The following is a 16,408-nucleotide window of genomic DNA, read 5'->3' on the forward strand; positions in this document are numbered from 1 at the left end:
CTACATGCAAGGAAACCGTGCTCCTTAGCATCTGAAAAAGGCTGACAATTGATCAGCTGAATATGTTGAAACTAACATAAATTTTCAAAGTCCCGCCATGAAAATAGACGGGACTTTGTTACGCTTATTGCTGGTTATTTATGTAGTTCACAGCGTCACCGACTGTTGCAATTTTTTCAGCATCTTCGTCAGAAATTTCCATATCGAACTCATCTTCAAGTTCCATAACTAGCTCAACTACATCAAGGGAATCAGCGCCTAAATCTTCTTTAAATGAAGCTTCCATTTTCACGTCAGCCTCATCAACGCCAAGGCGGTCTACAATAATTTTTGATACACGCTCTAATACGTCTGCCATTGCCTTTCACCTCCCCTCAAAGTATTATAGTTGATTCGTTTTTAAAAAACTAGAGAAAACGTAACGAAATTTTGATATTTCTTAGGACATAACCATTCCGCCATCCACTTGGATGGTTTGGCCTGTAATATAACCTGCTCCTTCTGAAGCTAAAAAGACAACAACGTTGCTTATATCTTCAGGCGCACCAAAGCGTGCGAGCGGGATTTGCTTTAGCATTTCTGTTTGAACATTCTCATCAAGCTTGTCAGTCATATCAGTAGAAATAAAGCCTGGTGCTACGGCATTGACTGTAATATGACGGCTTGCCAGCTCTTTCGCTGTTGTTTTCGTTAATCCGATCACACCAGCTTTTGCTGCAACGTAGTTTGCTTGTCCAGGGTTTCCGCAAACGCCGACAACAGATGCTACATTGATGATTCTTCCGCTGCGCTGTTTCATCATTTGACGTGTCACAGCTTTTGTACAGTTGAAGACACCTTTTAAGTTTATGTTAATGACATCATCCCATTCATTTTCTTTCATTCTCATGAGCAGGTTGTCCTTTGTAATTCCAGCATTATTCACAAGAATGTCGATTGAACCAAATGTATCAACGGCTTGTTTCATTAATGCCTGTACTTCTTCTGCATTTGACACATCCGCTTTGACAGCAAAAGCCTGCTGGCCAAGTGCTTTGATCTCATCGACGACTTCGTTTGCTTTTGCTTCGTTGCCTGAATAGTTCACCACAACATTGGCACCTTTTTTCGCCAAATCGATCGCAATCGAACGGCCAATACCGCGTGATGCACCTGTGACAACGGCTGTTTTATTTGTAAGCATCAAGAATCCCCCTTGAGTGTTTGAATAGCTGCTTCAATTGTTTCTTGATCTGATACAGAAATGGTCGTCAGGCGGCGATTGACTTTTTTCACAAGACCTGAGAGCACTTTACCAGGACCAATTTCAATAAATGTTGTCACGCCTAAGTCAATCAGGCGTTCTACACTTTCTTCAAATCGAACAGGAGAATACAATTGTTCAATCAGCTTCGTTTCAATTTCATTACGTGATGTCACGATGTCTGCTGTTACGTTTGAAATCACTGGCGTCGCGGCATCAGAAATGTCTAATTTAGATAATACATCTGTGAATTTTTCAGCTGCTGGTTTCATTAATGCAGAATGGAAAGGTCCACTCACTTCAAGTGGAATTGCACGTTTTGCGCCCTTTTCTTTCGCTTTCTCTGATGCAAATTCCACACCTTTTGCTGTACCAGAGATGACGATTTGCCCCGGACAGTTTAAGTTCGCGAGTTCTACAAGATGACCGCTTTCTGTCACTTCTTTTGTCACTTCTACAAGCGCCGCTTGGTCTAAGCCAAGAATCGCCGCCATTGCGCCTTCTCCTGCTGGAACGGCTTCATTCATTAATTCGCCGCGCTTTCTCACTGCGAAAACGGCATCATTAAACGAAAGAGCTCCCGCTGCAACAAGGGCTGTATATTCACCCAGACTGTGCCCTGCTGCATAATCTGCTTTGATTCCGCTCTCTTCAAACTTCTTTAAGATCGCGATGCTTGTCGTTAAAAGAGCTGGCTGTGCATTATATGTCAGCGTCAGTTCTTCTGCATCTCCTTCAAAAATCATTGAAGATAAATCAAAACCAAGGGTCTGATCTGCTTCTTCAAACACAGCTTTAGATGCTGCTTCTTGGTCAAATAAATCTTTTCCCATGCCAATTTTTTGAGAGCCTTGGCCTGGGAATAAAAAAGCAATTTTACTCATGCTGCTCTACCTCCATTACGACTCATTCGTGTCTTCTTTTTGAACTTCTTGATGAATGATAGCTGAAACGTCTTTTTTAACGATGTCGCGCGCCTGACGAATGGCATGAAAAATCGCATTTTCATCAGAGGATCCATGCGCTTTAATAACGGGCGCTTTTAAACCAAATAATGCGGCACCACCATATTCGGAGTAATCCATTTTAGATTTCATCTGCATTAATTTTGGCTTCATCATACCTGCTGCTATTTTAGCTGTGAAGCTGGATGTTAAGGTTTCTTTCAGCATTTTAAAAACAGAAAGAGCTGTGCCTTCGATCGTTTTAAGGGCGATATTCCCCGTGAAACCATCTGTGACAACGACATCAGCTACACCCTCTAATAAGTCACGCGATTCTACATTTCCTACGAAATTCAAATCTGATGCTTTTAATAATTCAAAGGTTTTTTTCGTTAAATCGTTGCCTTTTTTATCTTCTGTCCCGACATTTAAAAGTCCAACGCGTGGATTGCTCTTCGGGAAGACATGCTCTGCGTAAATAGATCCCATCATGGCATATTGCACAAGATGCTCTGGCTTTGCATCAACGTTTGCGCCGACATCCAATAATAAGAACCCGCTGCCATCAAGTGTTGGCAACGTCGGAGCAAGTGCTGGTCTGTCAATGCCATCAATTCTGCCTACGATAAACAGGCCTGCTGTCATGAGTGCCCCAGTATTTCCAGCTGAAATACAGGCATCTGCTCTTCCTTCTGAAACTTCCTGCGCCATTTTCACCATAGAAGAATCCTTTTTACGTCTCACTGCACGCACTGGCTCATCCGTTGGTTCAATGACTTCTTTTGCATCTAAGATCGTGATGCGTTCATGATTTGTTATGTATGATTTGATCTTGCTTTCATCGCCGACTAGTGTAATCTCGATATCTGAAAATGCTTCTAAGCTTTTTTGCACACCGTCAATAATGGCTTTAGGGGCATGATCTCCCCCCATTGCATCGACTGCAATTCTCATGTTATGTGCCACCTTTTACTTTTGTTTTGAGCGATACATGACGAAATCGCCTGAGAAGACAACTTCCTCACCTACATAGCTGTTTACTTCAACTACGGTTCTGCCTTTTTCTTTATCATGTGAGGCAACTTTGGCTTTTGAGACGACTCTTTCGCCTTGTTTGACCTGCCTTGTAAACTTAATATTTGCTTTTGCTGTCAAAGCCAGTTCATCGTCGATGACGGCTACTGCCAGCGAATTTGCCTGGGCAAAAAGATGATGTCCCCTGGCAATTTGGTTACGACTGAATACATGCTCTTTTCTTACTTCAAAAATGGAAATCGCTTGATCATCAAGCTCTACATCAATCATTTCTCCAATGACTTCATCCAGCGGAAGAGACTTCACTTCATCCTCTAATGTCTTTTCGGCCACGTGCTTAATTCGTTCGCGTAATTCAGGGATTGACAGCTCCAAACGGTCAAGACGAACTGTTTGAATGCTTACACCGAACTTACTTGCCAATTCTTCATCAGTAATGAACGGAGTCGAGCTGATCGTTTGCTGGAGAAGCTTTTGTCGTTCTTTTTTATTTAGTTTCATATGCAGACACCATCCGTACATTTATGACTAGGTACTAATAGTAGTATATAATCTCATAGATGATAAATCAATCCTTGTTTCAAAAAGACAAGAAAATTCCTCCAGCACTTGATCAGCTCAATTTATCTCCGCCAAGCACACCGCTGTCTACGAGTGTTTGCCTAAGTTCTTTGTATTCAGGTTCTGTCCAAAAGGCTTCAGACTGCACGAGCTCTGCCGCATCTTTTCTAGCGGTTTCAAGCGCTCTATAGTCATGAACCATATCTGCCACTTTAAATTCAGGCATTCCGCTTTGTTTCTTGCCAAAGAAGTCGCCAGGGCCTCTTAGTTCTAAGTCCTTTTCAGACAGTTCAAAGCCATCCGTTGTTTCAGACATGATCCGCATGCGCTCTTTACCGGTCTCTGATTTAGGGTCCGCCATTAAAATACAAAAAGATTGATGCTCTCCGCGTCCGACCCGGCCTCTTAACTGATGAAGCTGTGACAGTCCAAAGCGGTCCGCATCATAAATGACCATGATGGTCGCATTCGGCACGTTGACACCAACTTCAACAACTGTCGTTGACACAAGGATTTGCACTTCATTGGAAGTGAAATCTCTCATCACTTGATCTTTTTCATCACTTGCGAGTTTCCCATGCATTAAGCCGATCGACCATTTTCCGCGATACGCCTCTGTCAGCATGCTGTGAACATCAATCGCATTTTGGACATCCAGTTTGTCTGATTCTTCTATAAGTGGACAAATAATATACGCTTGTCTGCCTTTTCTTAGCTCTTTATCAACAAAAGCAAGAATCCGCTCAAGCATGTCATGCTTCACCCAATACGTTTCAATCTGCTTTCGGCCGGCTGGCAGCTCATCAATGACTGAGACGTCCATTTCTCCAAATACTGTGATGGCAAGCGTTCTTGGAATCGGTGTTGCGGTCATAAACAAAACATCTGGGTCCTGCCCTTTGCTTCGCAGTTTTTTCCGCTGTTCCACGCCGAACCTGTGCTGTTCATCTGTAATAACAAGGCCAAGCTGCTGAAATTCCACTTCGTCCTGGATAAGGGCATGCGTGCCGACTAAAATATCAATATCTCCCTCTTTCAGACGTTCAAGCAGTTCTCTGCGGCGCTTTCCTTTCACTGAACTCGTCAAAAGAGCAATATTTAGCCCCCATTTTTCAAATAGCTGATACAGTGAATCGGCATGCTGTTCTGCCAAAATTTCAGTTGGCACCATCAGCGCACCTTGAAAGCCGGATAAATGAGCGGCATAAAGAGCAATTGCCGCAACAGCTGTTTTCCCCGATCCAACATCCCCTTGAAGAAGCCGGTTCATGCGGTACGGGGACGCCATATCTGCCATAATTTCATCAAGCACTCTTGATTGTGCTTTTGTCAGCGGGAACGGCAGGCTATGTACAAACTCAAAGACCGCCTCTTTTGAGAATGGATGCTGGATGCCTGATGTTTTTTCTCGTTCTTTTTTTCTGATCGCCTGCATCTTCAGCTGAAAGATGAGAAATTCCTCGTACACGAATCGTCGTCTTGCTTGCTTGAGTGAGTCTCTCGTTTCAGGGAGATGAATGGTTTTTAGTGCTTCTTGATAAGACATGAGTTTATAAGCAGCCACAAGCTGCTTTGGCAGTGGATCTTCTGCATGGTCTACATAGAGGGACAACGCTTGTTTCACAAATCGCCTCATCATTTTCACGGTTACATTTTCTTTGACCGAATAAACGGGTTCTATGCTGCCATCTTGTTCGTGTGTTCCTTTTTTAAATTCCTGCACCATAATGGATTGCCGGTTTTTATCCCACTTGCCTGTGACGGATACCGTATCGCCTAAAGCAAGACTTCGTTTTAAATAGGGGCGATTGAAGCATATGGCTGTAATCAAAAAACGACCGACAAGCAGCCTGAATGTCAGCCTGCTTCGTTTTTTTCCATAATAGGTGAGAACGGGCTCACTGTGCACTTTTCCTTCAACTGTGACACGTTCGTCATGTCTGACTTCTTCTAAGTTGCGAAGCTCATAGTCGTCATATCGATAAGGAAAGTAGCCGAGTAAGTCGGCTACTGTGTAGATTCCAAGTTCATTTAGTGTTTTTTCTGTTTCTTCTCCAATCCCTTTGAGGGCAGAGATATTATCTTGCAGTTTCTGTATCACGAGATGAGGTCACACCTCCGAAAATCTTCTTTTCAAGCTCCCTTGCTGTCGGTGTTGCAGCAAGCCCGCCTTGTGCGGTCTCACGAAGAGCTGTTGGCATCGTTTGACCAATTTTGTACATCGCATCAATGACTTCATCACAAGGGATGCGACTTGTAATGCCGGCAAGTGCCATATCTGCTGCAATCATCGCATTAGAAGCGCCCATTGCGTTTCGTTTCACACATGGCACTTCTACAAGTCCTGCGACTGGATCGCAAACAAGACCCAGCATATTTTTTAGGGTGATGGCCATGGCTTCAGCGGATTGCTGCGGCGTACCGCCTGCCATTTCTACAATAGCTGCTGCTGCCATACCTGATGCAGATCCTACTTCTGCCTGACATCCGCCTGCTGCACCAGAGATACTTGCGTTATTGGCGACAACAAAACCAAATGCACCAGATGTAAATAGGAATCTGACCATTTGTTCCTTTGTTGGCTTTAATGTTTCTTTCACCGCAAAGAGCGTTCCTGGCACAACACCTGCTGAGCCAGCAGTAGGCGTTGCACAGATCGTTCCCATTGCTGCGTTCACTTCATTTGTTGCCACTGCCTTACTGACAGCATCTAAAATGGTATGACCAGACAATGTCTTGCCTGATGCGATATATGCTTGAAGTTTCACCGCATCTCCGCCTGTTAAACCAGATAATGATTTCACACCTTTCAGTCCGTTTTCAACGGCCTGTTCCATCACTTCTAGGTTGCGGTACATCTGCGAGAAAATGTCTTCACGTGATTTCCCTGTCACTTCCATTTCTTGAGTAATCATAATGTCTGAAATGGAGGTATTCCGTTCTTCTGTTAGCTGCACGAGTTCTTTGACGTTTTTAAACATCATACATAACCTCCTTGTTGTTACTCTGCAATTTGTGTGACTTGAATAATGTTTGGCAGCGTCTCAAGCTCTGTTAAAACCGCTGGGTCAATATTCTGATCCACTTCAATCGTCATGAGTGCTTCTTGCCCGACCTCTTTACGTGCCACTTCCATATGACCAATATTGATGGCAAATTTCGCTAACACATTGGCAACTGCCGCAATCGTCCCGTAGCGGTCGTTATGAACCACAAGAATGGCCGGGTGATTCCCTGAGAGTCTCAGTTCAAAGCCATTTAATTCTGTGATTTCAATTTTACCTCCGCCAATGGAAATGCCGATTAATTCAAGCTTTCCATTGGCATCTGAAATTTCTACTTTTGCTGTATTCGGATGCGCTGGTACCGCATCTTCTTCTTTAAACTCAATGTCGATCTCTTTGCTTTTTGCAATATCGATCGCTGTTTTGATTCGTTCATCAAATGTATCAAAGTCAAGAACACCGCCGATAATGGCTACATCTGTCCCGTGTCCTTTATACGTATCTTTAAAAGAGCCATAAAACGATACAGTAATTCGTTTCGGTTCTCTTCCGAACAAGCTGCGAGCCACTCTTCCAATACGAGCCGCACCCGCCGTGTGCGAACTTGATGGACCAATCATGACGGGTCCAATAATATCAAACACACTTCTAAATTTCATAGGTCTTCCCCTCTCATCACCAATCACAGATTGGTTTGTTACTCCCTTTAGACTAATGGATTCATTCGATTCCCGCAACTCATTTCACGAATGAACACATAGTAAAAAAATGCAAAAGAAGAAGAAGGGCTTCATGTGCCCTTCTTTCTTTATTCAACAGCCAAAATATATGAATAAAGCGGCTGTTTTCCATCGTGGACTTCAACTTCTACATCTTCAAATGTGTCTTCAATATATGCTTCTAAAGCTTCCATCTCATCAGATGATGCATCTTCCCCTTTGATGATTGTGACAATCTCATCATCTTCTGTCACCATTTGGGTCAAAAGCTCTTTTGCTGCATCTAATTGATTTTTAGCTGTTAAGGTGATTTTTCCATTGTATAGGCCCATATAGTCGCCTTTGGCAATGTCGATCCCATCAATTTGGGTATCTCTCACTGCAAAGGTAATTTGGCCGCTTTTCACATGATCAATCGCTTCTAACATCGCTGCTTCATTGTCTTCATTTGAAGCTGCTTCATTGAGAGAAAGAAGTGCCGACATTCCTTGAGGAACGGTCTTTGTCGGAATAACAACGACCTCACGACTTGAGACAGTTGCCGCCTGTTTAGCTGCCATGACAATATTAGAATTATTAGGTAAGATAAAGACGGTTTCGGCATGAATGCTATCAATTGCTTTGACAATGTCTTCTGTGCTCGGATTCATTGTCTGTCCGCCTTCAATGACGACGGATGCTCCGATACTTTTAAACAAGTCAGCAATCCCTTCTCCCATTGCGACACTCACTACTCCAAAACGCTGTTTTTCAGCAGCTGTTGCTTTTGGTGCAGCAGGCGAGTGATCTTTTTCTTCATTGACGATCGAGCTATGCTGCTCTCTCATGTTTTCAATTTTCATATTAATCAAGCTGCCGTAGCGCTGTGCATATGATAAGACATCTCCTGGCTGCTCTGCATGAATATGGACTTTTGCAAGCGTATCATCAGATACCACAAGAAGTGAATCTCCGAATTCGCTTAATTCTTCTCTGAAGGCATTTTCGTCAAAGGACTGTTTGTCTTCTTCGAATTTCACCATAAATTCTGTACAATAACCAAATTCAATATCTTCTGTGTTCATATGGCTTTGTGCACTTTTATGATGCTCTGCACTCACTAATTCTTTTAATGTTGGCAAAGAGGCCGTTTTAGGAGGGAGCTCTTCTCCTCTTAATGAAGCAAGAAAACCTTCATATACACAAAGAAGTCCTTTACCGCCGCTATCTACAACGCCGACTTCTTTTAAAACAGGAAGGAGATCTGGCGTGCGGTCAAGTGATGCTCTTGCTTCCTCAATCGTTAATTCAAGCACACGATCGATTTGGTCTTCTGTTGCTGAAACAGCAACCGCTTTCTTTGCTGCGTCTTTTGCAACCGTTAAGATGGTTCCTTCAATCGGTTTCATGACGGCTTTATATGCTGTATCAACACCGGCCTGCAAGGCAAGCGCAAATTCTTTTGCGTCAATTGTTTCTTTTTGTTCTATATTTTTGCTGAAACCTCTGAAGAGCTGAGACAGGATCACACCTGAGTTTCCTCTTGCCCCCATTAACAGCCCTTTCGACAGAGCCACCCCGACCTTACCAATGTGATCGGTATTTGTTTCTTCAACTGCTTTTGCCCCTGAAGTCATTGACAAATTCATATTTGTCCCCGTGTCTCCGTCTGGCACTGGAAAAACATTTAACGCATCAACAATTTGTGCGTTTTGAGAAAGATGGTGAGCACCTGCAAGAATCATTTTTGCAAATGAGCGGCCACCCAGATTTCTAATAGACAATATATTTCCTCCTTACTACGGGTTCGTAACTTTTACTCCTTGTACATAAATGTTGACTGAGTCAACTGAAAGTCCAATCGTGTGATGAATCGTATATTTGACTTTCGTTTGAACATTATGTGCGACTTCTGATATTTTTGTACCGTAGCTGACGATGATGTACATATCAATATGAATGCGATCTTCTTTTTGACGCACAAGAACACCCCGGCTGAAGTTCTCTTTGCGGAGAATATCCGTCAAGCCGTCCTTTATTTGATTTTTGGACGCCATGCCAACAATACCATAGCAATCGATCGCAGCGCCTCCTGCCACCATTGCAATGACTTCATTTGATATATCAATTTGTCCGTATTTCGTTCTAAGTTCAATGGACACATTGGTTCCCCCTTTTTGAGAAATTGCCCTGAGTTATCACTATTTTACTATAAGACCCTTCTTTTTAAAAGAAATCATTCAATCCGACCCAATCCTACTTATACTATAGCCTTGAATTTTTATCAAGATGTCAAGGTATTTTTCTTGAAAGAGGAGCAAACAATCCTTGCAAACCCCTTGAAGCTGTGGTAAATTATTAAAGTATCTTGAGGCATCTCTAAGTACGTATATGAAGAATATGATGATGTTTTCGCAGTTAGGAGGGAAACAAATGGCACGTAAATGCGTTATTACAGGCAGAAAAACAAAAGCTGGGAACAACCGTTCTCACGCAATGAACTCTACAAAACGTACATGGGGCGCGAACCTTCAAAAAGTTCGTATTCTAGTGGACGGTAAGCCTAAAAGAGTATATGTATCAGCTCGAGCTTTGAAATCTGGTAAAGTTGAGCGTGTATAAGCAAGAGTAAACGCCTGCTACAGTTAAATGTAGCAGGCGTTTTTATGTGGAAATAAAGGAGATTACTCATTAATCTTTCTTAAATGAACCAAGCATCGCACGGACAATGCCGCCAAGAAATCTAGGCAGTTTGATTGTATAAAATTTCATTTTGTCCCCCTCCTAAAAGTACCGCTTGCAGCACAATTGAGCTTAATCAGCCATCCACATTGATAGGTTGGTCAATCTTTGCTTCTTACCATTATTAATATGCCTTCATGAAAAGAAAAAGTACCATTTGAGTGGATGAGTTCGTTACTAATACATAGTGTGGAACCAGGCTCAATATGACAATTTTTCAGAGGATATTTGAAACCTTTTAATGTCAGCTTTTCAACCGATGTACCGAAGGGCAAAAACGACACATATTTTTTATCCGGGTCTTGTTTGATGTCGTATGTACCAGGTCCAAACATTTGAATAATATTTTGTTTATCTACAAGGGTCATGCTCTGTTTGTGCTGAATGCCTTTATAAAGGAGATGGATATTCCCAAGAAAATGATCTGCTCTCCCGCCTGTGATGCCGTAAATTTGAATATGTGCTGGATTCTGACGCAAAGACCAGTTCAGCGCAAGTTCTAAATCTGTTTCATCTTTCTCTGCCTGAAATAGATTGAGTGCAGGCAATTTCTTTTTCAGTTCATGAAGCTCCTCTTCTGTCACACTATCAAAATCACCAAATGCTCTGTCAGGTACAATGCCATGCTCTAGTAAGAAAAGGGTTCCCCGGTCTACGCCGATCCAGAGAATGTCCTCCTCAGATGCTTCATGATCAAGCGGCGGGATGTACGCAAAAGGACCGCCGGCTACGATATGTATGTGCATGCTTACGCTCCTCTCCATTGAAAAAGAACCAAAGATCACAATGACTTTGGTTCTTTTTCTTATGCTTCTCGAATGGCCTGAATGGCCGCCGCGCGGTCGTCTTTCCCATATACCGCTGAGCCGGCAACAAGTAGATTAGCGCCTGCTTCTTTGCAGCTCTTTGCTGTCTCTACATTGACACCGCCATCTATTTCAATGAGTAAATCAGTTAAGCCTTTTTGTTCACTAAGTGTCTTTACTTCTTTTACCTTTGAGAGAACAGCAGGAATAAACGCCTGTCCGCCAAAACCAGGGTTCACCGTCATGAATAAGACGAGGTCAACATCCTCTAATACATGCGCGATTTGAGAAACGGGTGTGTGCGGGTTTAAAACAACCCCTGCTTTGACACCTTGTTCTTTTATATGCTGAATCGTGCGATGTAAGTGTGGACACGCCTCGACATGAACAGAAATAATATCAGCGCCCGCTTTTGCAAATGCAGGGATATACTGGTCTGGCTGCTCAATCATTAAGTGAACATCGAGCGGCAGCTTTGTATGCGGCCTGATCGCCTCCACTACATTTGGTCCAAATGTCATATTCGGTACAAAATGACCGTCCATCACATCAATATGAATATAATCCGCTCCACCTTGTTCCACATCACGGATATCTTTCGCAAGATTGGCAAAATCGGCTGATAAAATGGATGGGGCAATATAAACCATGATTTAGTACCTCGGCTTTCTGTCTTTAATTTCAGTTAAAAACTCTAAATAATGCTGATAGCGATACTCTCTGATGCGATCGTGTTCTACTGCCTCTTTTACTGCACATCCAGGCTCTTTTACGTGCAAACAGCCTCTGAATTTACATTCTGCACTCTTCTCTCTGATTTCTAAGAAATAGAGCCCTAAATCTTCCGCTTCGATACCTGTAAATTCAAGCGAGCTAAATCCTGGTGTATCGGCAATGAGCCCTTCAGCCGTTCGAATGAGTTCCACATGTCTTGTTGTATGTTTCCCCCTGCCAAGATGGGAGGAAATATCATTTGTTTTCAGTGCTAAATCAGGACTCATCGCATTTAAGAGGGAAGACTTCCCTACACCCGATTGACCTGCAAAAACAGTAATCTTGTGATGGAAATGCGGGGTCAGCTTTTCAATTCCATCCCCTTCGATCGTCGATGTTAAATGAACGTCGTATCCAATTTGGCGATAGTCTTCTGCATAGGCTTGAATCGTTTCTCGCTCTTGCTCTGTTTTCAGCAAGTCCATTTTTGTGATGCAGATAATCGGTTCAATCTGGCTCTCTTCAACAAGCACTAGGAATCTGTCTAACAGCGATGTACTAAAGGTCGGCTCTGCTGCTGAGAAAATGAGCACCGCTTGATCAACGTTGCTAATAGGCGGCCGAACCAGCTCATTGGTCCGCTCTTTTACTTCCAGCAAATAGCCTTCCTTATCGTTATCTGCTTGATAGACGACATAATCTCCAACAAGAGGGGTTATTTTGTTTTTACGAAAAATCCCTCTTGCTCTACACTGAATTACTTTGCCACTTTCTAGAGACTCATCCAGCACATAATAAAATCCGCTTAATGCTTTAATAATTTTGCCCTCAGGCATAAAGTCCCTCCTTTATTCATCATCAGGGTATTCAATCGTTTTGGAGCTTACTACTTTATCATCCACAGTCACCTGATAGTATCCTTTTTGACCAGGTTCTATCTTAAATTTAATCGTTCGCTCAGTGGGAGCAGTGATTTTAAAGGTTTCATATAAATCAGAAATGCTATGTTCTGCATCATCAATAGATATTTGAACATTCATTTCTTGTCCTTCTGTTTCTGGTTCATATGGGATCGCAATCTTTTCAGTCACTGTTTTGGCTGGTTTCTCTTTTGGTCCAAGAGAGAACGTAATTTTGACCGTATCACCAGGTTTAACAGCTGTCCCAGCTCCCGGTTCTTGCTTCATGACCTCACCTTTTGGCACATCGTCAGAATATGCTTCTTTTTCATCTAGCTTTAGTCCATTATCCTCTAGATAATTTGATGCGGCCTGTTTACTATAGGTCGTTAAATCCCGTAAGGTAATATCGGCAGGGCCTATACTGACGGTCAATGTGACTTCTTCATCTGCTGCGACAAGTTCTGTATTCGCGGAAGGTTTCTGTTCCATGACAATGCCTGATTCTGTGTCATTATCATTCACTTCCTCTACAACAACCTGTTTAAACCCTTTTTTCTCTAATCGTTCTTTTGCTTTCTCGACCTTTTCACCTGTTACATCAGGTAATTCGGTTTTTTCTTTACCTGTACTTTGATAAAGCTGAATTTCTGTCCCTTCTTTTACCTTTGTTCCAATTTTCGGGTCTGTTTTGACAACCAGCCCTTTTTCAATCTTCTCGTCGGCAATATCAATGGGTTCAGAAGCGACGGTAAATCCGGCTTTCTTCAAGGTGTCTTCCGCTTTTTCAACCGTCATGCCAGAAACATCGGTCACCTCTACGTCTTTTGGAAAGAGTAATCCTGGGAAGACCGTGATCGCTAAAATGGTCGCAGCCGTCAAAACAAATAAGATCGATGCTACAATCCACGGCCATTTTTTCCGTTTTTTCTTCGGCTTTTGTTTCTCTTTTTTCTTTGGTTTTTGAACCGGGTGGACGGCTGTTTTTTCATTGTCTTGATCGACTTGATGATCTTTTATAATGGGAATGGCTTTTGTTGCTTCATGATCTTCTTCAATGACAAAGCGCTTTTCTTTTAGTCTTGCAGGGTCAAAAGCCGTTTTTAAGTCTTTTTGCATTTCAGATGCATCTTCGTATCGATAGAATGGATCTTTGGCCATCGCTTTTAAAATGATGTTCTCCACGCTTTGTGGTACAGAAGGATTCCACCTTCTCACAGATGGCGGCTCTGATTGCAAATGCTTCAGTGCGACACTGACAGCGGATTCTCCTTCAAATGGCATGCGTCCTGAAATCAGCTCATAAAGAACAATACCAAGTGAATAAATGTCTGACTTTTTCGTTGCAAGACCGCCGCGCGCTTGCTCTGGGGACAAATAATGCACGGAACCAAGAACAGAATTCGTATGGGTAATGGTCGCTGAGCTAAGTGCCATGGCAATGCCAAAATCAGTGACTTTGATATTCCCCAAGTTGTCTATTAATATATTGTGAGGCTTAATGTCTCGATGGACGAGCTGTTTCGCATGGGCTTCTTCCATCGCCGCAACGACTTGCTCCATAATGCGAACGGCTTCTTTTGGATGAAGCGGTCCATTGGCGTGTATGTATTCTTTCAGCGTCATCCCTTCGACATATTCCATGACAATATAATAAATGTCATCTTCTTCTCCTACATCGTAGATACTGACAATATTCGGATGATCTAAGCTGGCTGCTGATTGCGCTTCTCGCCGGAACCGTCTAATAAAATCATCATCACTTGCAAAGTCAAACCGTAAAATTTTAATCGCCACTTCGCGATCTAAAATCATATCCTCCGCCAAATAAACGTTGGCCATTCCGCCTCCGCCTATGGCGCGAAGAATTTGATAACGGCCGCTGATCCTTTTTCCGATCAACACTTGCTGTCACCCTCCTCTGTTTGGGAGGAGATTTCTAACAGTACTGCTGTAATGTTATCTTCACCGCCGTTGTCATTCGCTGTTTGAACTAACTCTGTTACTTTTTCATCTGGTGCGGTTGTTTGCGATAAAATCTGAATCAAATGCTCTTCTTCTACTTTATTCGATAATCCGTCTGAGCAAAGCAAAATTTGATCTCCTGGGTCCACTTCAAAAGTTCGTGCATCAATTTGAACGTGTTTATCCGTTCCTAACGCTTTGGTCAGCACATTTTTTCTTGGATGATATTCTGCATCCGCTTTTGAAATCTCTCCTGTTTTCACTAACTCATTCACTAGTGAGTGATCATCTGTTAATTGGGTCAGTGCTCCTTCTCTTAGCAAATAGCAGCGGCTGTCACCAATATGGGCAATTGTGACCGTTTGCAAATGAACGAGCGCACAAACGATGGTCGTCCCCATTCCTTGGCACTCCTCATTGTTTTTCGCATGTTCGTATACTTGGTCATTAATATCGCTAATTTTTGAGATTAACCAATTTTCTTGATCGGCTGGTTTATTTGGAATTGAAGATGTTTCCTGCCAGTATTCTTTTAAAGAAGAAACTGCCATCTTGCTGGCTACATCACCAGCAAGATGACCTCCCATTCCATCTGCTACAACAGCTAGAAGTGTGTCTTCTTTTGCTTCAAAAATACCTGCATCATCTTCATTATGCTGACGGACTTTTCCTGTATCGGTTTGAAAGGCTGCCCTTATCAACATTCGTCACCTCGTCTCTTCCTGACGCTCCTTCGCTCTTAGCTGACCGCAAGCAGCATCAATATCATGGCCTTGCTCTCGTCTAATCGTTACGTTTACGCCTCGTTCTTTCAGCGTTTTTTCAAATAGGAAGATTTGTTCTCTTGGTGTTCTCACGTAATCTCTTTCTGGTACATAGTTCACCGGGATGAGGTTTACATGGCATTTGATTCCTTTTAATAAATCAGCAAGTTCTTCTGCATGATGGACTTGATCATTGACTCCGCCAAACAGACCGTATTCAAAGCTCACGCGTCTGCCTGTTTTTTGAATGTAATATTCAATAGCTTCCATTAATTTTGGCAGCTTGTATGCCTTATTGATTGGCATGAGGCGGCTTCGAATGTCAGTATTTGGTGCGTGCAGGGAGACAGCAAAGTTGATTTGCATTTGCTCATCCGCAAATTGATAAATCTTTGGAATGATCCCGCTCGTCGAAACGGTAATATGACGTGCACCAATATTTAAACCGTTGTCATGGTTAATGATTTTAAGGAATGCAAGCATTTCATCAAAGTTATCAAACGGTTCGCCAATACCCATGATGACAACTGAGCTGACGCGTTCATCTGTTTCATCAAGCGCCTGTTGTACTTTCAATACTTGGGCCACAATTTCTCCCGCCTCAAGGTTACGTTTCAAACCGCCAAGTGTAGATGCACAGAATGTACAACCAATCCGACAGCCAACCTGTGTTGTGACGCAGACAGAGTTGCCATATTCGTGGCGCATCAGCACGGTTTCAATGGTATAGCCATCGTGTAATTCAAATAAGAACTTGATCGTTCCATCTTGAGAAGTTTGTTTGATCACTGTTTTTAAAGTCGTGATGGCGAATTGATCTTTTAATTTTTCTCTTAATTCCTTTGAAAGGTTAGACATTTCATCAAAGGATGTGACGCGTTTTTCATAAAGCCACTCAAAAATTTGTGTTGCACGGAAAGGCTTTTCGCCTTGTTCCTTTAACCAGTCTTTGATTTCATTTAGCTCAAACGAGTAGATCGACGGCATGTCTGTTTTCAGTTCTTTTCTTACTTTTTGTTTTTGTTCTGTCAT

18 protein-coding genes are annotated in these 16,408 nt (G+C 42.6%); 1 reads left to right on the top strand and 17 read right to left on the bottom strand.

Features of this window, described 5'->3' with window-relative positions:
• Positions 1–124: 124 nt before the first annotated feature.
• From acpP to N521_RS15645, 10 genes are all read right to left on the bottom strand, one after another.
• Positions 125–358 (bottom strand): acyl carrier protein, encoded by a 234-nt coding sequence (gene acpP / locus N521_RS15600; RefSeq protein WP_008344853.1) that lies wholly within the window; start codon positions 356–358, stop codon positions 125–127.
• 81 nt (positions 359–439) lie between these two features.
• Positions 440–1,183 carry a 3-oxoacyl-[acyl-carrier-protein] reductase gene (gene fabG / locus N521_RS15605; protein WP_008344855.1) on the bottom strand — a complete coding sequence of 248 codons (744 nt, stop codon included), beginning with the start codon at positions 1,181–1,183 and terminating at the stop codon, positions 440–442.
• Positions 1,183–2,127, bottom strand: a complete 945-nt coding sequence (fabD, locus tag N521_RS15610; protein WP_035392086.1) for an ACP S-malonyltransferase — start codon at positions 2,125–2,127, stop codon at positions 1,183–1,185. Before fabD ends, fabG begins: the two co-directional genes overlap by 1 nt.
• 15 nt (positions 2,128–2,142) lie before the next feature.
• The gene (plsX, locus tag N521_RS15615) at positions 2,143–3,141 is read right to left on the bottom strand and encodes a phosphate acyltransferase PlsX (RefSeq protein WP_017359101.1); all 999 of its coding nucleotides are present in this window, start codon (positions 3,139–3,141) and stop codon (positions 2,143–2,145) included.
• Between the two features lie 15 nt (positions 3,142–3,156).
• Positions 3,157–3,723 (bottom strand): transcription factor FapR, encoded by a 567-nt coding sequence (gene fapR, locus N521_RS15620; protein ID WP_017359102.1) that lies wholly within the window; start codon positions 3,721–3,723, stop codon positions 3,157–3,159.
• A 112-nt stretch (positions 3,724–3,835) separates the two neighbouring features.
• A complete protein-coding gene (recG, locus tag N521_RS15625) occupies positions 3,836–5,884 on the bottom strand; it encodes an ATP-dependent DNA helicase RecG (protein WP_035392088.1) in 2,049 nt (682 codons plus the stop codon).
• Entirely contained in the window at positions 5,862–6,764 is a 903-nt protein-coding gene (sdaAA, locus tag N521_RS15630) for an L-serine ammonia-lyase, iron-sulfur-dependent, subunit alpha (protein WP_026050092.1), read from the bottom strand. The genes recG and sdaAA overlap by 23 nt, the downstream gene beginning before the upstream one ends.
• Before the next feature lie 20 nt (positions 6,765–6,784).
• Positions 6,785–7,447, bottom strand: coding sequence for an L-serine ammonia-lyase, iron-sulfur-dependent subunit beta (gene sdaAB, locus N521_RS15635; protein ID WP_035392091.1), 663 nt, complete (start codon positions 7,445–7,447; stop codon positions 6,785–6,787).
• Between the two features lie 149 nt (positions 7,448–7,596).
• The gene (locus tag N521_RS15640; protein WP_025207321.1) at positions 7,597–9,270 is read right to left on the bottom strand and encodes a DAK2 domain-containing protein; all 1,674 of its coding nucleotides are present in this window, start codon (positions 9,268–9,270) and stop codon (positions 7,597–7,599) included.
• A 15-nt stretch (positions 9,271–9,285) separates the two neighbouring features.
• Positions 9,286–9,648 (bottom strand): Asp23/Gls24 family envelope stress response protein, encoded by a 363-nt coding sequence (locus N521_RS15645; RefSeq protein WP_008344871.1) that lies wholly within the window; start codon positions 9,646–9,648, stop codon positions 9,286–9,288.
• Between the two features lie 271 nt (positions 9,649–9,919).
• Between N521_RS15645 and rpmB the strand changes: the two genes are divergently transcribed.
• Complete coding sequence (rpmB, locus tag N521_RS15650; RefSeq protein WP_003212514.1) at positions 9,920–10,108, top strand: 50S ribosomal protein L28; 189 nt, start codon at positions 9,920–9,922, stop codon at positions 10,106–10,108.
• 69 nt (positions 10,109–10,177) lie between these two features.
• On the opposite strand, the gene spoVM is transcribed toward rpmB, so the two are convergent.
• From spoVM to rlmN, 7 genes are all read right to left on the bottom strand, one after another.
• Positions 10,178–10,258 carry a stage V sporulation protein SpoVM gene (spoVM, locus tag N521_RS15655; RefSeq protein WP_008354550.1) on the bottom strand — a complete coding sequence of 27 codons (81 nt, stop codon included), beginning with the start codon at positions 10,256–10,258 and terminating at the stop codon, positions 10,178–10,180.
• 71 nt (positions 10,259–10,329) lie between these two features.
• Positions 10,330–10,974 (bottom strand): thiamine diphosphokinase, encoded by a 645-nt coding sequence (locus N521_RS15660; protein ID WP_035392095.1) that lies wholly within the window; start codon positions 10,972–10,974, stop codon positions 10,330–10,332.
• A 59-nt stretch (positions 10,975–11,033) separates the two neighbouring features.
• Complete coding sequence (rpe, locus tag N521_RS15665; RefSeq protein WP_035392097.1) at positions 11,034–11,684, bottom strand: ribulose-phosphate 3-epimerase; 651 nt, start codon at positions 11,682–11,684, stop codon at positions 11,034–11,036.
• A 3-nt stretch (positions 11,685–11,687) separates the two neighbouring features.
• Positions 11,688–12,584, bottom strand: coding sequence for a ribosome small subunit-dependent GTPase A (gene rsgA / locus N521_RS15670; RefSeq protein WP_035392100.1), 897 nt, complete (start codon positions 12,582–12,584; stop codon positions 11,688–11,690).
• 12 nt (positions 12,585–12,596) lie between these two features.
• Positions 12,597–14,552 carry a Stk1 family PASTA domain-containing Ser/Thr kinase gene (gene pknB, locus N521_RS15675; RefSeq protein WP_017359108.1) on the bottom strand — a complete coding sequence of 652 codons (1,956 nt, stop codon included), beginning with the start codon at positions 14,550–14,552 and terminating at the stop codon, positions 12,597–12,599.
• Positions 14,546–15,316, bottom strand: a complete 771-nt coding sequence (locus N521_RS15680) for a Stp1/IreP family PP2C-type Ser/Thr phosphatase (RefSeq protein WP_034647887.1) — start codon at positions 15,314–15,316, stop codon at positions 14,546–14,548. Before N521_RS15680 ends, pknB begins: the two co-directional genes overlap by 7 nt.
• A gap of 3 nt (positions 15,317–15,319) precedes the next feature.
• The gene (rlmN, locus tag N521_RS15685; protein ID WP_007499669.1) at positions 15,320–16,408 is read right to left on the bottom strand and encodes a dual-specificity RNA methyltransferase RlmN; all 1,089 of its coding nucleotides are present in this window, start codon (positions 16,406–16,408) and stop codon (positions 15,320–15,322) included.

Source organism: Bacillus sp. UNC125MFCrub1.1, from assembly GCF_000701305.1.
Lineage (GTDB): Bacteria > Bacillota > Bacilli > Bacillales > Bacillaceae > Bacillus > Bacillus altitudinis.

Bases quoted from the DNA above. Each gene is read 5' to 3' on its own strand.
- sdaAA (WP_026050092.1), bottom strand. From the start codon at position 6,764: ATGTTTAAAAACGTCAAAGAACTCGTGCAGCTAACAGAAGAACGGAAT.
- spoVM (WP_008354550.1), bottom strand. From the start codon at position 10,258: ATGAAATTTTATACAATCAAACTGCCTAGATTTCTTGGCGGCATTGTC.
- plsX (WP_017359101.1), bottom strand. From the start codon at position 3,141: ATGAGAATTGCAGTCGATGCAATGGGGGGAGATCATGCCCCTAAAGCC.
- N521_RS15680 (WP_034647887.1), bottom strand. From the start codon at position 15,316: ATGTTGATAAGGGCAGCCTTTCAAACCGATACAGGAAAAGTCCGTCAG.
- rsgA (WP_035392100.1), bottom strand. From the start codon at position 12,584: ATGCCTGAGGGCAAAATTATTAAAGCATTAAGCGGATTTTATTATGTG.
- N521_RS15660 (WP_035392095.1), bottom strand. From the start codon at position 10,974: ATGCACATACATATCGTAGCCGGCGGTCCTTTTGCGTACATCCCGCCG.
- acpP (WP_008344853.1), bottom strand. From the start codon at position 358: ATGGCAGACGTATTAGAGCGTGTATCAAAAATTATTGTAGACCGCCTT.
- fabD (WP_035392086.1), bottom strand. From the start codon at position 2,127: ATGAGTAAAATTGCTTTTTTATTCCCAGGCCAAGGCTCTCAAAAAATT.
- rlmN (WP_007499669.1), bottom strand. From the start codon at position 16,408: ATGACAGAACAAAAACAAAAAGTAAGAAAAGAACTGAAAACAGACATG.
- fabG (WP_008344855.1), bottom strand. From the start codon at position 1,183: ATGCTTACAAATAAAACAGCCGTTGTCACAGGTGCATCACGCGGTATT.
- rpe (WP_035392097.1), bottom strand. From the start codon at position 11,684: ATGGTTTATATTGCCCCATCCATTTTATCAGCCGATTTTGCCAATCTT.
- fapR (WP_017359102.1), bottom strand. From the start codon at position 3,723: ATGAAACTAAATAAAAAAGAACGACAAAAGCTTCTCCAGCAAACGATC.
- sdaAB (WP_035392091.1), bottom strand. From the start codon at position 7,447: ATGAAATTTAGAAGTGTGTTTGATATTATTGGACCCGTCATGATTGGT.
- rpmB (WP_003212514.1), top strand. From the start codon at position 9,920: ATGGCACGTAAATGCGTTATTACAGGCAGAAAAACAAAAGCTGGGAAC.